Annotated in this window: 11 protein-coding genes; 2 read left to right on the top strand and 9 right to left on the bottom strand. The window is 50.2% G+C overall.

All coding sequences use genetic code 11. The annotated features are described in order from the left end of the window. Positions 1 to 46 precede the first annotated feature (46 nt). On the top strand, positions 47 to 1,234 hold the full coding sequence (locus DW931_RS01240; RefSeq protein ID WP_022359714.1) for a ribose-phosphate pyrophosphokinase: 1,188 nt from the start codon (positions 47 to 49) through the stop codon (positions 1,232 to 1,234). A 136-nt stretch (positions 1,235 to 1,370) separates the two neighbouring features. Here DW931_RS01240 and recG read toward each other — a convergent pair whose 3' ends face one another. The 3 genes from recG to DW931_RS01225 all read right to left on the bottom strand — a co-directional run bounded on the left by recG (position 1,371) and on the right by DW931_RS01225 (position 5,773). Next, complete coding sequence (recG, locus tag DW931_RS01235; RefSeq protein ID WP_118626841.1) at positions 1,371 to 3,428, bottom strand: ATP-dependent DNA helicase RecG; 2,058 nt, start codon at positions 3,426 to 3,428, stop codon at positions 1,371 to 1,373. A 278-nt stretch (positions 3,429 to 3,706) separates the two neighbouring features. Continuing rightward, the gene (locus DW931_RS01230) at positions 3,707 to 5,401 is read right to left on the bottom strand and encodes a DAK2 domain-containing protein (protein ID WP_118481765.1); all 1,695 of its coding nucleotides are present in this window, start codon (positions 5,399 to 5,401) and stop codon (positions 3,707 to 3,709) included. 15 nt (positions 5,402 to 5,416) lie between these two features. Continuing rightward, on the bottom strand, positions 5,417 to 5,773 hold the full coding sequence (locus tag DW931_RS01225) for an Asp23/Gls24 family envelope stress response protein (protein ID WP_106999821.1): 357 nt from the start codon (positions 5,771 to 5,773) through the stop codon (positions 5,417 to 5,419). Between the two features lie 501 nt (positions 5,774 to 6,274). On the opposite strand from DW931_RS01225, the gene rpmB reads away from it, so the two are divergent. Next, entirely contained in the window at positions 6,275 to 6,460 is a 186-nt protein-coding gene (rpmB, locus tag DW931_RS01220; RefSeq protein ID WP_003504147.1) for a 50S ribosomal protein L28, read from the top strand. 136 nt (positions 6,461 to 6,596) lie between these two features. On the opposite strand, the gene DW931_RS01215 is transcribed toward rpmB, so the two are convergent. From DW931_RS01215 to DW931_RS01190, 6 genes are all read right to left on the bottom strand, one after another. After that, positions 6,597 to 8,048, bottom strand: a complete 1,452-nt coding sequence (locus DW931_RS01215; protein WP_118481764.1) for an AAA family ATPase — start codon at positions 8,046 to 8,048, stop codon at positions 6,597 to 6,599. Positions 8,049 to 8,081: 33 nt separating this feature from the next. Continuing rightward, on the bottom strand, positions 8,082 to 11,261 hold the full coding sequence (locus DW931_RS01210) for an ATP-binding protein (protein WP_118481763.1): 3,180 nt from the start codon (positions 11,259 to 11,261) through the stop codon (positions 8,082 to 8,084). Positions 11,262 to 11,449: 188 nt separating this feature from the next. Continuing rightward, a complete protein-coding gene (locus DW931_RS01205; RefSeq protein ID WP_118481762.1) occupies positions 11,450 to 12,010 on the bottom strand; it encodes a DNA-3-methyladenine glycosylase I in 561 nt (186 codons plus the stop codon). A 106-nt stretch (positions 12,011 to 12,116) separates the two neighbouring features. Beyond that, positions 12,117 to 13,679, bottom strand: a complete 1,563-nt coding sequence (cls, locus tag DW931_RS01200; RefSeq protein ID WP_118481761.1) for a cardiolipin synthase — start codon at positions 13,677 to 13,679, stop codon at positions 12,117 to 12,119. A gap of 241 nt (positions 13,680 to 13,920) precedes the next feature. Next, a complete protein-coding gene (locus DW931_RS01195) occupies positions 13,921 to 15,195 on the bottom strand; it encodes an aminotransferase class I/II-fold pyridoxal phosphate-dependent enzyme (protein ID WP_118467613.1) in 1,275 nt (424 codons plus the stop codon). A 72-nt stretch (positions 15,196 to 15,267) separates the two neighbouring features. Further along, complete coding sequence (locus DW931_RS01190) at positions 15,268 to 19,776, bottom strand: PolC-type DNA polymerase III (RefSeq protein ID WP_118467611.1); 4,509 nt, start codon at positions 19,774 to 19,776, stop codon at positions 15,268 to 15,270. Between the last annotated feature and the right edge of the window lie 4 nt (positions 19,777 to 19,780).

Genomic DNA, 19,780 nt, shown 5'->3' with positions numbered 1-19,780 from the left:
TCTGCCCGCATGCATCGAAGGACCTACACTGTTTGGAGGTATAATCATGTCGAATGACTACGTGTTTAATGACACGCTTCCGGTTGCGCCGCTTAAAATTGCCGCACTGGAGAGCTGCCGGGATCTGGCTGAGAAAGTCAACTCCCACATTATCAATTTCCGCCGCAACGATATTGAAGTCCTGAAAAAACGTCAGGAAAATTTACAGTACCGCGGCTATGATGCTGATTCCTACATGCTTGACTGCGCGTGCCCGCGTTTCGGAAGCGGTGAAGCAAAAGGCATCGTCAATGAGTCTGTCCGTGGTACCGATATTTACGCCATGGTCGATGTAACCAACTACAGCCTGACCTACAAAATGAGCGGATTTACCAATCATATGTCCCCGGACGACCATTATCAGGATTTAAAACGTATCATCGGCGCATCCATTGCTACCGCTCATCGTGTCAATGTTATCATGCCGTTCTTATATGAAGGACGCCAGCACAAGCGCAGCGGTCGTGAATCCCTTGACTGCGCGATGATGCTCGAAGAACTGATTCAGATGGGCGTAAGCAACATCATTACCTTCGATGCACATGACCCGCGTGTACAGAACTCCATTCCGTTAAGCGGTTTTGATAATTTCATGCCGACCTACCAGTTTATCAAGGCATTACTGAACCATGACAAAACCTTAAAGATCGACAAGGACAACCTGATGGTTATCAGCCCGGACGAGGGCGCTATGTCCCGCGCCGTATATCTGGCAAACAACCTGGGTGTTGACATGGGTATGTTCTACAAACGCCGCGATTACTCCCGTGTTGTCAATGGACGTAACCCGATCGTTGCCCATGAGTTCTTAGGTTCTTCCGTTGAAGGAAAGACCGTTCTCATCATCGATGACATGATCTCCTCCGGCGAGAGCATGCTGGACACCTGCCGCGCCCTCAAAGAGCGCAAGGCAAAACGCGTCGTTGTATGCGCTACCTTCGGTCTGTTCACCAACGGACTTGAGAAATTCGACGAATTTTTCGCAAAAGGTTACCTCGACTGCGTCGTAACCACCAACTTAAACTACCACACGCCGGAACTTCTTAAACGTGACTGGTATGTAGAAGCTGATATGAGCAAGTTTATCGCTGCAATCATCAACTCCCTGAACCATAACGTATCTCTGGAGAACGCACTGACACCGACGGCGAAGATCCAGAAGCTGATTAAGCGGTATAACGAGGGACAGATGTAATGAGAATTGACGGCTGATAAACGGCTGGAAATTTCAAAAAACTCCTGCATACACAGATGAATGTTCATTCTGTGTATGCAGGAGCTTTTTCTAATTAATCTACTCAAACCGCGATTTGCAATTCAATCCATCCCCATCACAAATTCACCTTCTCCCATCCTCTCTCTAAATACCCATTCATCTTCCGTTTCAGCTCCTGATTCTCCTCCGCCTCCAACAGCGGATCTTTATCCATTAATTTCTTCACTTCATCCGAAACTGCCTTCAATATATCTGCATCTGCAAATATATCCGCTAAATGGAATTCGAGATCGCCGCTCTGGCGGACGCCGAAGAGGTCGCCGGGGCCGCGCAGTTTTAAGTCTTCGGAGGCGATATAGAAGCCGTCGTTTGACTTGTTGAGAATACCCAACCGCTTTCCGGCGTCTTCTTCGCCGGAGGCGTTGACCATGATGCAGTAGGACTGGTCTTTTCCTCGACCGACGCGCCCGCGGAGCTGATGGAGCTGCGCCAGACCGAAACGCTCGGCATTTTCGATCATCATAACGGTGGCATTCGGGACATTGATTCCGACCTCGATGACCGTGGTGGATACCAGCACATGAATCTCATTTGCCGCAAATGCTTCCATGATCGCATTTTTTTCTTTTCCCTTCATCTTTCCGTGCAGATATTCCACCCGGATCGACGGGGACAGGGCGCGGCGCAGCTCTTCGGTATAATCGATGACGTTCTCTGCCTCCAGCATCTCGCTCGGCTCGACCATCGGGCAGATGACGTATGCCTGACGGCCGGCACGGACTTCATTTTCGATGAAACGGTAGGCATTCGGGCGAAATTCACGGTTCACGACACAGTTCTTGATCGGCTGCCGGTTTGCCGGAAGTTCATCAATGATGGAAATATCAAGATCCCCATATAAAATAATCGCCAGCGTCCGCGGGATCGGCGTCGCACTCATGACAAGCACATGCGGCTCGCCGCCTTTTTTGCTCAGCATTTCCCGCTGCGCCACTCCAAAACGGTGCTGTTCATCCGTGATTACCAATGCCAGATTGTCGTACACCACTTTTTCCTGAATCAGCGCGTGGGTTCCAATCACGATATCTGCCTCATGATTTTCAATCGACTCTCTGGCAAGCCGTTTTTCCTTTGCTGTCATCGAACCGGTCAGAAGCACCGGACGATATGTGATTCCCAGCGACGCAAACAATTCGGTCATCGACTCGTAATGCTGGCGCGCCAGTACCTCCGTCGGCACCATCAGCGCCCCCTGATATCCATTTGCCGCCGCCTGCAGCAACGCCAGAATCGCCACAATCGTCTTACCCGAACCAACGTCGCCCTGAATCAATCGGGTCATGATATGCCCGCCGGACAAATCGGCGTACACCTCCCGGATTACCTTTTTCTGTGCCCCGGTCAGAGCATATGGGAGGCGCTCTTCCACCGACGCCATTTCCCCAGAAATCGTAAATGGATATGCGCTCTTTTTATCTTCTTTTTTGTCTTTGAGCAGGCGCACTGACATCAGGAACATGAAAAATTCATCAAACACAAGACGTTTCCGGGAAAACATCAGTTCTTCCCGGTTTGCCGGAAAATGGATGTGCTCCAACGCATAGTTGATTTCCGCCAATCCGTACTTTTCCCGCAGACCAGCCGACAGATATTCCCGTTCCATCTGGTGCATCGTGAGGGCTTCCGTGACTGCCTTTGCGATCGTCTTATTGCCAAGTCCCTTCGTCTGTCCGTAAACCGGCTGCATAGACGACACGACTTTCGCATACTGTTCCGGGCGGTAGATCTCCGGCTGCTCCATCGTAAGTCTTCCCCTTTTTTTTACCACACGGCCACGGAAAATAAAGCGTTCCCCCGCCTTGAGCGTCCCGCGCAGATAGGGCATATTGTACCATGCCAGCGCCAGTGTGCCTCCGCTGTCCCGCAATCCAGCCGTCGTAACCTGCAGGCGCGCTCCATACCGCACCACATCCGCCGTTTTTGCCAGGATTCCGCCGACTGCCGCGATCGTATCTTCCTTCAGTTCCGCGATCGGCTGCGGTTCCTTAAACTCATCATAAGCACGCGGATAATAATGGAGCAGTTCTTCCACCGTTTCCACGCCTATTTTTTGAAATAGCTTTGCCGTCTTTTCACCGATGCCCTTGACAGCGGTTATATTCTGCTGTTCCATTTATCTCCTCCTGCTTTTCAGAATATTCTCCGGAAAATCAGCCACGCGGACAGTTACCGGACAAAAAATCCGGGAATACATTGGAATGAAAGAGAGGCAGGACGCAGGGATCTCTCCCCTGACCTGCCTCATTTCATACTTATGAATTATTTTGTTTTATACGTCAAATGTTTTATCTGCGCCATCACATAGAAAATTCATTTTCTCGTTATCTGCGTTTTCTCAGCCAATAGTGCAGATTCATTTAACGCATTTCAATCACTTTAAACGACCTAAATCTACTCTACCGAAATCATATAATAATAAATCGGCTGCCCGCCATTCTGGCATTCAAATTCGCAGGATATAAATTCTTTGCGGGCTTTCTCACAGAATGCCTCTGCGTCCTCTTCCGTGACATCCTCACCATAATAGATCGTCACAAGCTCAGACTCATCATCTACCATCTTACGAAGAGACTCCATCGCGGTCTCCTCGATATTCTTGCCAACTGACAGCATGCCGCTGTCGCCGATCCCCATGATATCGCCCTCTGCGATCTCCATACCATCGATCGATGTATTGCGGACTGCGTAGGTAATCTGAGCGGTCTTAACGTGGCTCATCTCCTCGGACATCTGTTCCATATTTTCTTCCGCCGTCAGATCCGGAGCAAAATTAATCAGCGCCGTGATACCCTGCGGAACCGTCTTGGACGGAACTACATATACCTTGGTATCTTCTGACAGGCTCTTTGCCTGCTCTGCCGCCAGAATAATATTTTTATTGTTCGGCAGAATGTAAACTGTCTCGGCATGGACTTTTTCGATTGCTTCCAGCATATCCTCCGTACTCGGATTCATCGTTTGTCCGCCCTCGATGATATAGTCAGCGCCGATACCCTTGAAAATCTCAGAAAGACCTTCTCCGACCGATACGGCGATAAATCCATATTTCTTGCGTGGTTCTTCCTTCTTCTCTTTGGCTTCCTCTTCTGCCTTCTGCTGTGCCGCCAGACGTTCGAAATCTTTGATCAGTTTCTCCTGATGTTCCTCACGCATATTGTCAATCTTGATGCGGGACAGGGAACCGTAGGTCAGTGCTTTCTGAATCGCCAGACCTGGATCGTTTGTATGAACGTGAATCTTGACAATATCATCATCTGCCACAACTACCAAGGAGTCGCCGATCGTGCTCAGATAATCTTTCAGTTCCTGCTCTGTCGTCTCATCCGCCGGTTTTTCTGCATTGATAATAAATTCCGTACAATAACCAAAACGGATATCCGCTGCCTGCGTGCTTCCGGCGCCTGTTGCTGTTTTTGCCGCTCCATTTCCCGATACAGACGGAGTAACTGCCGCGTCGATATCCACGACTTTTCCTTTTAAGCCCTCAATACAGCCCTTGATAACCTGAATCAGACCCTGTCCGCCAGAATCCACTACACCTGCCTCTTTCAGAACCGGAAGCATCTCCGGTGTCTGGCTTAAAACATATTCGCCGTACTCCAATACTTTCTCTGAAAATTCAAGTACGTCCTCGGTCTGCGGTGCCAGTTCTGCCGCTTTATCCGCCATTCCCTTGGCAACCGTCAGAATCGTACCTTCCTTCGGCTTCATAACTGCCTTATAAGCTGTCTCCGTCGCACGGTTAAATGCGTCTGAGAGAACACTCGTCGTAATGACATCTACCGTCTTAATCTCTTTCGTAAATCCGCGGAAGAGCTGTGAAAGGATAACGCCGGAATTGCCTCGTGCGCCACGCAGGGAACCGGAGGAAATCGCTCTCGCCAGCGCCTCCATCGTCGGATTTTCAACGGCTGCCACTTCTCTGGCGGCTGACAGAATCGTCATCGTCATGTTCGTACCGGTATCTCCATCTGGAACAGGAAATACGTTCAGCTCATTGATCCATTCCTTGTTGGCCTCCAGGCCCTTTGCTCCAGCCAGAAATGCATTCTTTAACATCCCGGCATCTATATAATTCATGCCCACAGGGTTTGTTCCTCCTTAATCTATCACTCTTACGCCTTCAACATAAATGCTGATTTTCTCAACCTTCATGCCAGTAAACTCTTCTACTTTATATTTTACACTCTCGATCAGGTTGTCCGCAACGGTAGAGATGCTGACTCCGTATGCCACGATTACGTGGAAATCGATGCTGAGTGCATTGTCCTTGATGGCTACGTTGATACCGTGTGTCAGGCTTTCTTTTTTAAGCAGTCTTACCAGACCATCTTTCATACTGACAGCCGCCATGCCAACGATACCGAAGCATTCTACTGCTGTCGTTCCGGCGTACATTGCAATTACTTCCGGATCGATCTGGATCGAACCCATTTTATTGTCGATGCGTCCTTTCATATTGACAGCCTCCGTTTCTTTACTTGTTTTTGTTTGATTCGAATTTTATGCCATGATTTTTCACGGGCTGGACATGCGGAGCCGGGGCGGCTCCTGTGTCGGCGCGTGGGATGAGTACTTCACGGGCTGGACATGCGGAGCCTGAACGGCTCCTGTGTCGGCGCGTGGGATGAAATATATGCGTCTCTCTACCCCGTCATGCAGCTCGATTCCGCTTCGCTCCATCTCGCTCACGGGCTTCGCCCTATGGATAAAAATGTCTGAAATACGGCTTATGTGCAAGCACAACACCGTTTTTCAGCCTTTTTTATCCGCATGACTCATGGCTTACGCGTATATTATACACCACCCACGTTAAAAAGGAAATAGAAAATAGACATCTGTCGAAAACTTTTTTTATTTTTTTTGGTTTTTCACTTGCATATTTTCCTATTTTCTGCTATTATACCTTTGTTATGGATTTTAATAGGAAGTCCAATGATCGGTTAAGGAGGTGCTACGATGGCTAAGTGTGCAATCTGCGAGAAAGCTGCTCATTTTGGTAATGCAGTGAGTCATTCACATAGAAGATCTAACAAAATGTGGAAAGCTAACGTTAAGTCTGTTAAGGTTAAAACTAATGGCGGAGCTCAGAAGATGTATGTATGTACTTCTTGCTTAAGATCCGGTTTAGTTGAAAGAGCCTAAATCGAGTTTAACTGGCCTCAGGTGTCTGCCTGAGGCTTTTTTCTTGTCCTTAGCATAATGAACGACAAAAAATGTTGGAAATATGCTTTTTGAACACATTCCAACATTTTATATAAAATTTTTCCTTCAAAACACCTTAAAACAAGTTCAGCAGCGTTCCATACAGCTTCTCATTTCCCATCACCACCAGCGCCAGTTCTTCTTTTGCCTCGCTGAGCTGATAAAAAAGATGTCTCACATCACGCTCCGTCGAGCGCAGATATCCCATTTCATCATAATAATAGCGCCCATCCAGCCGATGCACCATGCGATCGACTTCTCGCGTATGGCGAGATTGTATTTCTACGGCAGAATCGGATTGCTTTTCCAGTTTTTCCTGCCAATCGGATTCCTGGCACTCATATCCCTGACGGATGTAATCATTCAGCAAATTAGCTGCTTCTGACTCATCGTTGGCATAAACCACCGCGACATGGGGATAGTGCCGCATTCCGCGTCCGTGCGGCAGGTGCATCATATTTTGTATAAAATAGGAAAGTTCTTCATTCGCACGGATCCGATTCGTCAGGTGGAATGTCTGGATTCCCGGCTGCTCCCCCAAGAGCTTTATTGCACCCAGATCCAATTCTTCCGGCGAAATCATATCCTCACAGTTACTGGAAAAAATAACCGGACGCGTTTTGCCGATCTCCAGCAAAATTTCCAATGTATTGGGTGACAGAAGGTGTGCCTCATCTACTAAGATCGCGCTGTATGCTTCAAACCTGATTTCCGCTCCCGTTTGAACACTATCCTCCGCCAGGTACTCCACCCGCCGCAGCCGCTCATGCAGCACCTTCCACTCTTTTCCCGCTTCACCGCAGTGGATCATGCACACCCGCTGCCGCCCGGAGAGTTTCATCGCAATATCATATAAAAGCAGCGTTTTTCCCGTCCCCGGAAGCCCGGTAAACCAGAAATATCCCGTCCGGTCTGCCCGGATTTTCTTTAAAATCTGGCGTTCAATATCCCTCTGCTGGTATGTCAGGAAATATTCTTTCTTTAAGAACCGTCCCGGCTCTGTAAGCGGAGAAATCAAGTACAGCTCCGCCTGAAACAAGTCTTCGATATCGCCTGGATAATCAGCACTCTCCTGCTGCAAATCCCGGCAGAGCTGTTCCCAGTCCGCCTCCACAATACGGTCATGATTCGTCAGACGCACCAGGCGGTTCTGGCTGCTAATATAAGTGTACGAACGAATCGGCTTTCCCAGCGCCGCCAGATAATACCGGTTCTGTATGAGCTGCTTGCGGATCGCCTCATCCGACACCTGTCCGCTCTTTAATTCAAGGTTTAAAATCTGTTCTTCCTTGATCTGAAGCAGATCAAACTCTTTTCCCAGTCTCGGAATCTGAAAGGAATAGAAAAAACGCAGTGCGTACACCGCCTGTATATGTCTCTCCAACTCCGAAACCAGCGCTTTCATGCTGTCCAGCTCCCATTCCCGTATTTTCAGAAACACATCCCGCCCCGAAAGCTGTCGTTCCAGCTTTTGAAGGTATTCCGTATTCTGATTTCGGGTAATCGTGTAAATAGAGATTGCTTTCATACCACCTGCGTTCCTTTTCGCCCTTTCCAAACTTTATAGATCCCTCTTTTTGCCGCAGCACTCCATGAGCGCCGCTACCACCTTATCCATCTGCAGTGGTTTTGCCAGATGCACATTCATCCCAGCCGCCAGGCACTGCCTGGCATCCTCTTCAAAGGCATTTGCCGTCATGGCAAGAATCGGAATCTGCCTTGCATCCGCCCGCGGAATCGCCCGGATCGCGCGTGTCGCAGCCAGACCATCCATCACCGGCATCATCACATCCATGAGAATCGCATCGAACGTCCCCGGAGGTGCCGCCTCAAAGCAGTCTAATGCCTTCTTCCCGTTCTCCACAATCGTGACATGGGCACCCGCATCGGTCAGAAGTGTCTCCGCGATGTCTGCATTCAACTCATTGTCCTCCGCCAAAAGCAGCTTCAAACCGTGAATATCTCCTGACGGCGCTGCTTCCTTAACCGGAAGCTCCTCCGGCGGCGGTGCAATCTCAAATGGAATTTCCACCACAAACGTCGTTCCAATGCCGACCTCACTCGTCACTTCGATGGTTCCGTGCATCTGTTCAATCAGCCCTTTGACGATCGTCATACCAAGCCCAGTTCCCTGATAAACACTGCGTGCATCATTTTTCTCCTGTACAAACGGATCAAAGATGTGGTCCAGAAATTCCTGGCTCATGCCAACTCCCGTGTCCGAGATCGTCCACCTATAGACGCACCAGCCGTCCCGTACATCCTGCGCCTCCACCCTGGTACTGATTTTTCCGCCCGGATGATTGTATTTGATGCAGTTTCCATAAATATTCAGGAAAATCTGGCGCAGATGGAGCTGGCTGCCATAAATATACGGATACGGAATCTCCGCTTTTCTTTTATCATACTCCCATTGAATGCCCGCATCTACCGCGCGCTCGATGATGATGCTCACGATATCGTGCGTCATCTCTGCCAATGAAATATAATCATGTGCCAGAATGATCTTTCCTTCTTCCAGCTTGCTCATCTGCAGCACATCATTGATGAGGGACAGCAGATGCCCCGCCGCCACCTGCATTTTCCGGTGATTTTCCATCAGCATCTCCTTATCATCAAAATGTGCCTCATCTATTTTCAAAAGCCCGATAATGCCATTGAGCGGTGTCCGGATATCGTGGCTCATGCGGCTTAAGAAATCTGTTTTCGCCCGGTTTGCCGTCCTCATTTCATCAAATGCCGCCTGCAGGCGCGCGTGCTCCTGTTCATCCCGCGCGTGCATCTGCGACGTATCCTGCAGAAGAATGATCGCATGAACCACCGGCATCTCACAAGAAAGCTCCGTATCAAACACGATCGTCTGCGTCATCAGAACTGTTTTCTGTACCCAGCAGATCGTGCCATCTTCCTCCTGGATACAGTATTCCACAGAAATATGTTTCTCCCCTGCCTCAAACCGCTTCAACAGCTTAGCCGGATCATCTGCCAGACGATAGCTTCCCAAGGTCTCCTGGGTGACCATCTTCATATATTCACTGCAATAATCACGGTAAGAACACGGCAGCGGATAGTCCATAAATAGCTCCCGGCATTCCTCGTCTTTTCCATTCAGGACAACACTCTTCTCCAGAATATCCTTTGTCAAATTAACTGTATATATCATATCCGACAGATCCAGGAGTGCATCCACATAGCTGTCATTTTCCAGAATCGACTGTTTGAGCTGTTCATAATAAAGCGTCAGCTGTTCCTTCGCATCTGCCCGCCCTTCTGAACTTTTCCGGATCGTCTCAAATGCCAGCAGGAAATGATGCAGCTTTCCTTCCTCATCCCAATCTACCGGGATCAGCGTCAGGCGGCTGTAGAGTCCCTGACCGTTCGTGTCATACTGCAATTCGAGTAGATCTCCCTCCGCCTGCAGCTTCCCGGAAAGCTCTGAAACCTGCAGGCTCTGGCGGATGTGGGCGCGGTCAGCACGAGCCACCCGTTCCGCTGCTATCTGCTCCGCCGCACCGGAATAGCTTCCGTCTGACGCCAGAAAGAAATCAGCACTGGCACGGAGTGCCCGGTAAGTATCCATGTGCGCGTCGCAGTAGAGACAATCCGAAAAGTTTCTCCCGTACCGGTTTAAAAGCTTGAGCAGGTGGAAATCCAGCCGTTTTTCCGCTGCCGCTTCCTCGCGCTTTACATGGTTTTTGTTGATATACATATTTTTATCGGCAAAACTGAAAAGCTCCCGCATCGTGCTGCCCGGAAAATCACTGGCAAGTGCATACCCGGCCGCATAGCTGAGCGGCATATCCGGATATCCCTTTGACTCCTCTGTCATCGCCTCCCGCACATGGGTGAGGCATTCCCGCATGGCCTCCTCATCCAGACCATGCGTAACGGCAATAAATTCATCGCCGCCGTCCCGCCCTACGAACTGTTCCGCAGGCATGGACGCGCGCAGACAGACGGCGAACCGCCTGATGTAGGCATCCCCCGCCTCATGCCCCATGCTGTTGTTGATTCGGCGGAGATTATTCAGGTCAAAACTGCATACTCCCACATTCTCTGCCGCCGGTTCCGGATCATCCAGCAATTCTTCGCATTTATTCTTATTGGGGAGTCCGGTCGCCTTGTCCAAATACACCTTTTTCTGCAGCGCACGGTTCATCGCCGCAAAGCGCACCGCCTTGATAAATTCATATCCAATCAGAAGCATCAGAACAATAATATCAATCGTGATATATTTTTCAATTACCGTCAGCGAGGATGCCTTCCTCTGGGAATACGCCTCCGCCAGTCCCGTCGCCTCATCACAGATTTCAAAGAACCGCTCGCTCTTATCAATGATCTCTGTATTCTCATAGCCGACTTCTCGGACACGCAGGATTTCATAGTGAAGCGCGGCAAAGTACTCCTCCAACTCCTGCATCTTACTCTGAAACGCCCCGTCATCAAGGCGCACCAGCCCCAGTTCGCCATTGCCATTCCGCAGACCGTCGACGAAGGCCTCAATATCCTGAATCATACCATCCTCCGGCTGATCGGAAATTTCCAATTTAATGATACGCTGTGTCTTTCCGCGCACCAGTCCCGCATAATTGACCACACGCGCCGTTCCCTGAATACTGGAGACAATTCCCATCATCACGATAATCAGTGCCGCCAGCACAACCGCCAGCACGCCGATGCAGATCTGTATTATGTTTGAAGTCTTTTTCTTCTTACTCTTATTCGCATTCTCGGAATCCATCGCTCCGTCCTCCCGTGAAAAAGAATGTGCCTTGGCACATTCTCGCGCCAAGCGCGGTCGCTTGCAACATGTTTCTGCTTCGCGCGAGTGCGCATCCTCGCGGAGCGTTTTTTGTTTCATAGGACATAATTTCCCATGAAACAAAAACCCTGGCACGCTCTTTTCCCTGCACCTGCCATCTTGTTATTTTACATCTTATATTCCAGAAAGCATCCATCCTCATGCGACTCAATCCGCCCGACCGCCTGCAGATACGAATAAATAATCACCGTCCCGGCAAACTTCATCCCACGCTTTTTGAGATCTGCCGACACTGCATCTGAGAGCGGCGAGCTGACCTTGCCTGTCTCATGAATCACCGCATCTCCTGTCCAGTGAGTCAGATACGCGTCAAAACTCCCATATTCATTCTGAATTTCCCGGAATATCCGTGCATTCGTGACAGCGGCATGAATTTTCAGCCGGTTATGTACAATTCCCGGGGCGGTCCGGAGTGCTTCCTCCTTCGCCTCGTCGTAACCGCACACCTTGTCCAGGTCAAATTCATCGAACGCGGCGCGGAATGCCTCCCGCTTATTGAGAATGCACTCCCACGAAAGCCCTGCCTGAAAGCATTCAAGGATCAGCATCTCAAAGAGCTTCGCATCATCCCGAACCAGCTTTCCCCACTCCTCGTCGTGATAACGGATATACAATTCATTCTTTGGATTCGCCCAGCAGCAGCGGTGTCTTCCATCGTGCCATTCCATACGTTTATCTCTCCCTGTTCGTCATTTGCTCTCACATTTTTTGCTTATTTATCCTTGTTTTTCATTCAAGAAAACATAAATATGCCATATCTCTCGTTTTGAAGTTCTACATAAGCGGCGCCAGAATCCGCAGCGCCTTCCCCGCAAACCGCCGGATAAACGGATACTTCCGGCAGTTTTCCAGAGTGATCCGCTCGCTCTTTGCAAGTGTTTTCTGGAAATCTTCTTCCACATCCATCACAACCGCATTGCGGAAGAAATAGGACGCACACTCAAAATGCAGATACAGGCTTCTGAAATCAAGGTTGATCGTTCCGACCACCGCCTTCTCATCGTCGCTCGTAAACATCTTCGCATGGATAAAGCCCGGCGTGTATTCATAGATCTGGACACCAGCCCGCAGAAGCTCTGCATAATAGCTGCGAGCCAGCAGGTACGCATATAACTTATCCGGTATATGCGGCATGATAATAATGACCTCCACGCCGCGCTTTGCTGCAAACTTGAGCGCCGCCAGCGTCGTATCATCGAGAATCAGATACGGGGTCGTGATGTGCACATACCGGCGTGAACGCCCTAAAATATCGAGGTACACCGACTCGCCGACATTTTCCCCGTCGAGCGGGCTGTCCGCATACGGCATCACAAAGCCGCCGTATGCCATCCCCGCCGGCATATGAAATTCCGGCGGACATAAAAATCGGCGGTACTCCTCGCCATCCCGCTCCGTCACATCCCAGAGCTGCAGAAACATCATCGTAAAACTATCCACGGCTTTTCCTTTGATCATGACTGCCGTGTCCTTCCAGTGCCCGAAGCGCACCCGCTGGTTGATATACTCATCCGCCAGGTTCACACCTCCAGTAAACGCAGTATGACCGTCAATCACGCAGATCTTCCGGTGATCGCGGTTGTTCTGGTAACTCGAGAGAGCCGGACGCACCGGCGCAAAAATCTTACACTGGATGCCCTTCTCCTGCATCGCCTTCTCATAGCCGTGCGGCAGCGTAAAGAGATTTCCCATGCCATCGTACATGAAACGGACTTCCACGCCCTCGGCGACCTTCGTCTCCAGTATCTGTAAAATCGCATCCCACATCACGCCGTGTTCTACGATAAAATATTCCATAAATATAAAATGTTCCGCTTTTTTGAGTTCTTCCAATAATACTGGAAACATATCATCTCCCAGCGGGAAATAGCGTGCCCCCGTATTTTCATACGCCGGGAAACGTCCGTACTGGTTCATATAGCGGACGAGATTGCCGCCACTGGCGCTGATGCTCTCATAGTGTGCCAGCACCTCCGGATCCTGTAAAAGATATGGACGCAGTTTTGTCCCAACCTCCTCGATCCGCCGATTAATACGGTGCGTGCCAGGCTGCAGCGTCAAAAACAGATAAAACAGTGTTCCAAACACCGGAAATACCAGGATCGGCACAACCCAGGACAGCTTGATCGTGCTGTTTCCTTCATCGCTGATAATATAGATCAATATCAGGGCACTGAGTATCGCAGATCCGCCATACATATAGATCAGGTACTCTCTAAACCAGTTAAACCCGGCAAAGAGCACAAGAATCTGTATCAGCAGAAACAGCGTTCCCAGCGTGGTACGCCCGAAGATCAGACGCAGCAGTTTTTTCAATTTTTTAAGTATTTTCTCCATTTTCTACCAGTCCATTTCTCTATCTCGTTCATCAGGCATCTGCCATATCATTTAAAACTACAGTGCCATCTCTCATAGTATGACAGATTTTTGCAAATAAAACAAGAGGTCAGCCGGAGACTGACACAGATTTATGTGTCATCCCGACTGACCTGTCGTTGTAAGCGCTCATTTTAACAACCGCATTGAAACATCTCACGGATACCCGGCATAAAGCTGTTATATCGCCATTCTTGGCATTTTAGTCCTCCAGCGCCTGACGGATATCCTCGATGATATCATCCACATTCTCAATTCCGACACTCAGGCGGATCAGACTCGGATCAACGCCCGCCTCCTTGAGCTGCTCGTCGGAGAGCTGACGGTGAGTATGGCTTGCCGGATGCAGCACGCAGGTTCTCGCATCGGCAACATGGGTTACGATGGCTGCCAGTTTCAGCTTATCCATGAACTCGCCAGCTGCCTGACGACCGCCCTTTAAGCCGAAAGAAATAACGCCGCATGTACCGTTCGGCATATATTTCTGCGCCAGTGCATGGTATTTATCATTTTCAAGTCCCGGATAATTGATCCAAGCCACATCTTCACGGCTCTGTAAATACTCTGCTACCTTCTGTGCATTCTCACAATGGCGCGGCATACGCAGATGCAGCGTCTCCAGACCGATATTCAATAAGAAGGAATTCTGCGGGGACGGGATGGAACCGAGATCACGCATTACCTGTGCGGTTGCCTTGGTGATATAAGCCGCCTTACCGAATTTCTTCGTGTAAATAATGCCGTGGTAGGACTCATCCGGCGTTGTCAGACCCGGGAATTTGTCTGCATGTGCCTCCCAGTCGAAGTTGCCACTGTCCACGATACAGCCACCGACGGTCATCGCATGTCCATCCATATATTTTGTAGTAGAATGCGTTACAATATCTGCGCCCCACTCGAACGGACGGCAGTTGATCGGAGTTGCAAACGTATTATCTACAATAAATGGAATACCATTTCTGTGTGCAATCCGGGCAAATTTTTCCAGATCCAGCACTACCAGAGCCGGGTTTGCGATCGACTCACCGAAGATACACTTTGTGTTCGGGCGGATCGCCTTCTCGATCTCCTCTTCCGGCGCATCCGGGTCAACTAACGTAACATCAACGCCCATTTTTTTCATCGTAACGACAAACAGGTTCGATGTGCCGCCGTATACGGTTGCCGAGCAGACCAGATGATCGCCCGCGCCACAGATATTAAATACCGCATAAAAGTTTGCCGCCTGTCCGGAGGATGTCAGCATTGCTGCCGCGCCGCCCTCCAGCTCACGGATCTTATCTGCGACTGCATCGTTGGTCGGATTTGCCAGACGGGTATAAAAATATCCGTTTTCCTCCAGATCGAAGAGTCTTCCCATCTGCTCACTGGTTGAATATTTAAAGGTTGTACTTTGATAGATCGGCAGAATTCTCGGCTCTCCATTTTTCGGCTGCCATCCGCCCTGAATGCACGTTGTTTCCATTGAACGTTTCATTTTTCTTCTCCTTCATATGTTTGTTTTAAAATAATTTTATAGTAATTGAGCGCATTTTTTAGTACGGCTCTTTTACATTACCATATCAAACAGCGAAAGCTGATTGCTCTCCGGCAGCCCCGTCAGAATTCCCAGCTCTGCCATCAGATCGCACACCGTCTTCGTAACCTTGGTGCGGTTGATAAAGTCCTCCTTTGACAAGAACTTTCCGTCCTCCGCCGCAAAAACAATCGCGTCTGCCGCTTTCTCGCCGAGTCCGTCGATACTGCTTAACGACGGCATCAGCTTTCCGTCTATGATCTGGAAATTGCGGGCTTTTGCCCGGTAAATATCGATCGGCATGAACTCAAATCCGCGCGCGTACATTTCCTGTACGATACGCATATCGCGCAGCGTGTCCTGCTCTTTCTTGGAAAGAGAATCCGACCGGCTCTTGTATTCCGCCAGATGGTACTCCAGCTTATCGCGCCCCTGGCACATCAGCTTGTAGGTAAATCCACTCGCACGGATGCTGAAATATGCCGCATAGTACGCCAGCGGGTAAAATACCTTACAGTACGCCACACGCCACGCCATCATAACGTAAGCCGCCGCGTGCGCCTTCGGGAACATATACTTGATTTTCAGGCAGGAATCGATATACCACTGCGGCACATCATGAGCTTTCATCTCCTCGATCCACTCCGGTTTCAGTCCTTTTCCTTTTCGGACAGACTCCATGATGGTAAAGGACAGTCCCTCTTCGAGTCCTTTCTGAATCAGATAAATCATAATATCGTCTCGACAACAGATCGCCGTCTGAATCGTCGCCTGTCCGCTCAGGATAAGGTCTTTCGCGTTTCCTAACCATACATCCGTACCGTGGGACAGACCGGAAATCCGCACCAAATCCGAAAAATATTTCGGTTTGGCATCGATCAACATCTGCATCGCGAAGTCTGTACCAAACTCCGGAATGCCAAGCGCCCCGAGCTTACAGCCGCCGAGATCCTCCGGCGTGACACCGAGCGCCTCCGTGTTCTGGAAGAGACTCATGACCTCCTTCGAATCCAGTGGAATATCCTTAACCGGGTCGAGTCCCGTCAAATCCTGCAGCATACGAATCATGGTCGGATCATCGTGTCCGAGAATATCGAGTTTCAACAAGTTGTGGTCGATGGAGTGGTAATCGAAATGCGTCGTGACGGTACGTGTCGTCATATCGTCCGCCGGGTGCTGCACCGGTGTAAACGTGTCAATCTCCTCTCCGAGGGGCAGTACGATGATACCGCCCGGATGCTGTCCGGTGGTACGCCGCACACCGACGCAGCCGGACACGATGCGCTCAATCTCGCACCGGCGCTTACGGATTCCTTTATCCTCATAATAATGCGCCACAAAACCATACGCTGTCTTATCTGCCAGCGTACCGATCGTCCCCGCACGGAAGGTTTGTCCTTTTCCAAAGATGACCTCCGTGTAGCTGTGCGCCCGGCTCTGATATTCACCGGAAAAGTTTAAGTCGATATCCGGCTCCTTATCGCCCTTGAATCCCAGGAACGTCTCAAACGGGATGTCGAACCCGTCTTTTTTCAGCGGTTTGCCGCACTTTGGACATATCTTATCCGGCATATCACAGCCCGCCATACCCGAAAACTTTTTTACATCTTCTGAATCAAAATCGTAATAATGGCAACTCGGACAATAGTAGTGCGGACTCAGCGGATTTACCTCCGTGATACCAGACATCGTCGCCGCCAGTGAGGAACCAACGGATCCTCGCGAACCAACCAGATATCCATCCTCATTCGACTTCCAAACCAGTTTCTGCGCGATGATATACATAACGGCAAATCCATTGGAAATGATCGAGTGAAGTTCCCGCTCCAACCGATCGACTACCATCTTCGGCAGCTTATCGCCGTACATATCATGTGCACGGTTGTAGCAGATGGTACGCAGCGTATCATCCGAATTCGGAATAACCGGCGGACACTTGTCCGGGCGTACCGGGGAAATACGCTCGCACATCGCCGCGATCTTGCGCGTGTTTGTGATAACGATCTCCTCCGCCTTATCGCTGCCTAAATATTCAAATTCCCCCAGCATTTCCTCGGTGGTCCGCAGATACAGTGGTGCCTGATCGTCTGCATCCTTAAAGCCCTTGCTCGCCATGATGATACGGCGGTAGACCTCATCCTCCGGATCGAGAAAATGTACGTCGCAGGTCGCGCAGACCAGCTTGTTCCACTGTTCGCCAAGTTCAATCACTTTGCGGTTCAGATCCTGCAGATCCTCCCAGGTGTTGACCGAACTTTTCTCATCCCGCAGCATAAATGCGTTGTTTCCAAGCGGCTGCACTTCCAGATAATCGTAGAAATTCGCTATTTTTCCCAGTTCCTCCTCCGGAACCCCGCGCAGGATCGCCTGAAACAGCTCGCCCGCCTCGCACGCCGACCCAAGAATCAGCCCCTCGCGGTGGCTCGCCAGCAGACTCTTTGGAATCCGCGGACGTTTTGCAAAATACGTCAGGTTTGACTGGGAAATCAGCCGGTACAGGTTGATTCGCCCGACATCATTCTTCGCCAAAATAATAATATGGTAGGTCGGCATCTTCCGGATCATTTCCGGCGTCATTTTGCTGAGTTCGTTGAGCTGCGTCAGATTTTCGATATCACGAGCCTTTAACATCTCGATAAACTTGACAAAAATCTCTGCCGTCGCCCCCGCATCATCGACCGCCCGGTGATGGTTTTCGAGGGAAATTTTAAGCTCTTTCGCTACTGTGTCGAGCTTGAAGCGGTTCAGGTTCGGCAGCAGGACACGCGCCAGCGAAACCGTATCGAGAACGGTCGGCTGGAATGTGATTCCCTGCCGTCTCGCATTTTCTTTGATGAAACTGATATCAAACGACGCGTTGTGCGCGACCATGACCGCACCCTCGCAGAATGCCAGAAACTCCGGCAGAACCTCTTCGATCGTCGGCGCGCTGATTACCATGCCGTCGTTGATGCTTGTCAGCTGTTCAATGTCATAGGGGATTGGCACTTCCGGGTTGACAAATGTGCTGAATTTGTCCACAATCTTTCCATCCGTCACACGCACCGCGCCGATCTCGATGATGCGGTTCTTGATCGGGCTGAAGCCGGTCGTCTCGATATCGAATACAACGCAGGTGTGATCTAACGTCTGTCCTTTCTCATTCTCCGCCAGTTCCTTCATATCATCGACGAGATAGCCCTCAACACCATAGAGGATCTTGAAGTTTTCGCCCTTATCGACCGCATGGTTCGCATCCGGAAACGCCTGCACACAGCCGTGGTCGGTAACAGCGATCGCGTCCATGCCCCACTGTTTGGCACGTTTGATGATATCCTTGACCTCGGAAACACCGTCCATATCGCTCATCTTTGTGTGACAGTGAAGCTCCACTCGCTTGACCGGACTGTTGTCCATCCGCTTGCTGGTGAAATCTTCGCATTTCTTGATGCCGGAAACCGAACCGATCGTCAGCTCGCCGTCAAATTTATCAATGTTGGCAACACCCTTGATGCGGACAAACTGTCCCGCCTTGGTCGCCGTCTTCAAATCATCCAGCGTATCTTCCCGTGCAAAGATCTTGACGCCGATTGTATCTGTAAAATCCGTTACCGAAAACATAAACAGTGTGTTGCCGCTGCGGAGCTCCCTTAGCTCGCAGGTCAGGATCTTTCCGCGGATGACAACCTGCCCAACCTCGCCTTCCAGCTCCTCGATCGGGCTCGCCTCCTCATCGAAATCGCGCCCAAACAGCACATCCGGATTGTCGGATTTCTTCATATAGCCCGAACGGCGGTACTCGCCGCCCTTGCCAGATCCAGCATTTGCGCTGCCTGCCTGGTTTCTGCCTCCTGCCGGATTCCCCCCGGCTTTCAGCTTACCAACCGGTTTTAAAACAGTCTTTCCCTCGTCAAATGGCAGATCGACACCGCCAGAGGCAGGTTCTGCCCCCGACGGTTCCATATACGCCTCATTGGCACCTGCTGCTCCGGCAGCCGCGCCGCTTCCGCCTGCCGCCTGCGGCTTCATGTAGATGATCTCCGGCTCAGTATTCTTCCTCTCAACCGGACGGTAGGAAGTCTTCACAACCATTGGCACATTGCAGCGCTCGGTGAAGATTTTCTCCAGAATCCGCACCAGCTCCGGTGCCTTATCGCGCACGATCATCGTGTCCTCCAGCGACAGCTTCAGGTATCCTTCTTCTTCAAAATCCATCTCCGCCTTACGGAACATATTATAAAGAAGGATACTGTAATTTTTCAGCTCCATCAAAATACTGTCCCGGTACACATTCATGAGTTTTTCCGGCGTATACTGGCTGGACAGATGGTATTTCTCCAAAATCTTGATCGTCACCCGCTTGCCTGGAAATAACTGATCCTTGATGCCTTTTTCCAGATCGCAGATACTCTGCTTGTGCATCAGGCGCGGGCTGTCGATGTAGACGCGGATCACGCTCCGGTCACGGTTCGTCGAGATCTTCTCGATCCCGACCATTTCAAGCAGTCCCCGCACATTTTCCGCAATATGTAAATCTGGAAATACCTCCAGAAATGTTTTCATTCTA

Source organism: Clostridium sp. AM43-3BH, from assembly GCF_003479985.1.
GTDB classification, from domain to species: domain Bacteria; phylum Bacillota; class Clostridia; order Lachnospirales; family Lachnospiraceae; genus Otoolea; species Otoolea fessa.
This window is presented reverse-complemented; position numbering and strand designations above follow the sequence as displayed.